This window comes from Citrobacter sp. Cpo065 (assembly GCF_030332805.1).
GTDB classification, from domain to species: Bacteria; Pseudomonadota; Gammaproteobacteria; order Enterobacterales; family Enterobacteriaceae; genus Citrobacter; species Citrobacter portucalensis.
On the sequence record NZ_JAOWHC010000011.1, the window covers coordinates 1 to 232 of the forward strand.

The 232-nt window shown below is 48.3% G+C and carries 1 rRNA gene; it reads right to left on the bottom strand.

The features are described from left to right. Positions 1 to 60: ribosomal RNA gene (rrf, locus tag OGY68_RS22930) — 5S ribosomal RNA — on the bottom strand; the annotation flags it as partial. Between the last annotated feature and the right edge of the window lie 172 nt (positions 61 to 232).

Here is a 232-nt window from a genome sequence, read left to right on the forward strand (position 1 = left end):
GCGTTTCACTTCTGAGTTCGGCATGGGGTCAGGTGGGACCACCGCGCTACAGCCGCCAGGCAAATTCTGTTTATCAACACACCTCCTGGGCATGTCAATGTAATCTGTAATCAAGCTGAATTTCGATGTCTCTTCGCCAAAACATCTTCGGTGTTGTAAGGTTAAGCCTCACGGTTCATTAGTATCGGTTAGCTCAATGTATCGCTACACTTACACACCCGACCTATCAACG